Origin of the sequence: Klebsiella sp. K47, from assembly GCF_051858335.1 — a bacterium.
Classification (GTDB): Bacteria; Pseudomonadota; Gammaproteobacteria; order Enterobacterales; family Enterobacteriaceae; genus Klebsiella; species Klebsiella pneumoniae.
Map to the genome: position 1 here is coordinate 1 of NZ_JBPYUI010000134.1, position 280 is coordinate 280.

Annotated in this window: 1 protein-coding gene; it reads right to left on the minus strand. The window is 40.4% G+C overall.

The genetic code is table 11. The features are described from left to right. Window positions 1–128 precede the first annotated feature (128 nt). The coding region (locus tag RRF55_RS27420) for an Asp-tRNA(Asn)/Glu-tRNA(Gln) amidotransferase subunit GatC (RefSeq protein ID WP_439419220.1) at window positions 129–280 on the minus strand (152 nt) is incomplete at its 5' end.

Below are 280 nucleotides of genomic sequence, written 5' to 3' on the forward strand. Positions count from 1 at the left end.
TTCGCGAGATGAAAATTTAGCCCCAGCTAAACCCTCAGAGAGTTCACGAATCGATAAGCGATGTAAATCTGTCATGAGAAATGTCTTTACGTTAATTTTTACAAAATAATGGTTTAACTGAATAGAAATTATTCAATCACGCGAGGAACTAGGTACAAACCGTCTTGCACTTGCGGTGCAATGGCTTGATATTCATCACGATGATTGGTTTCTGAAACCACATCTTCACGTAAGGGTTGTGGGTGATCAAATGGGCTTTTAAGCGGCTCAACACCATTGG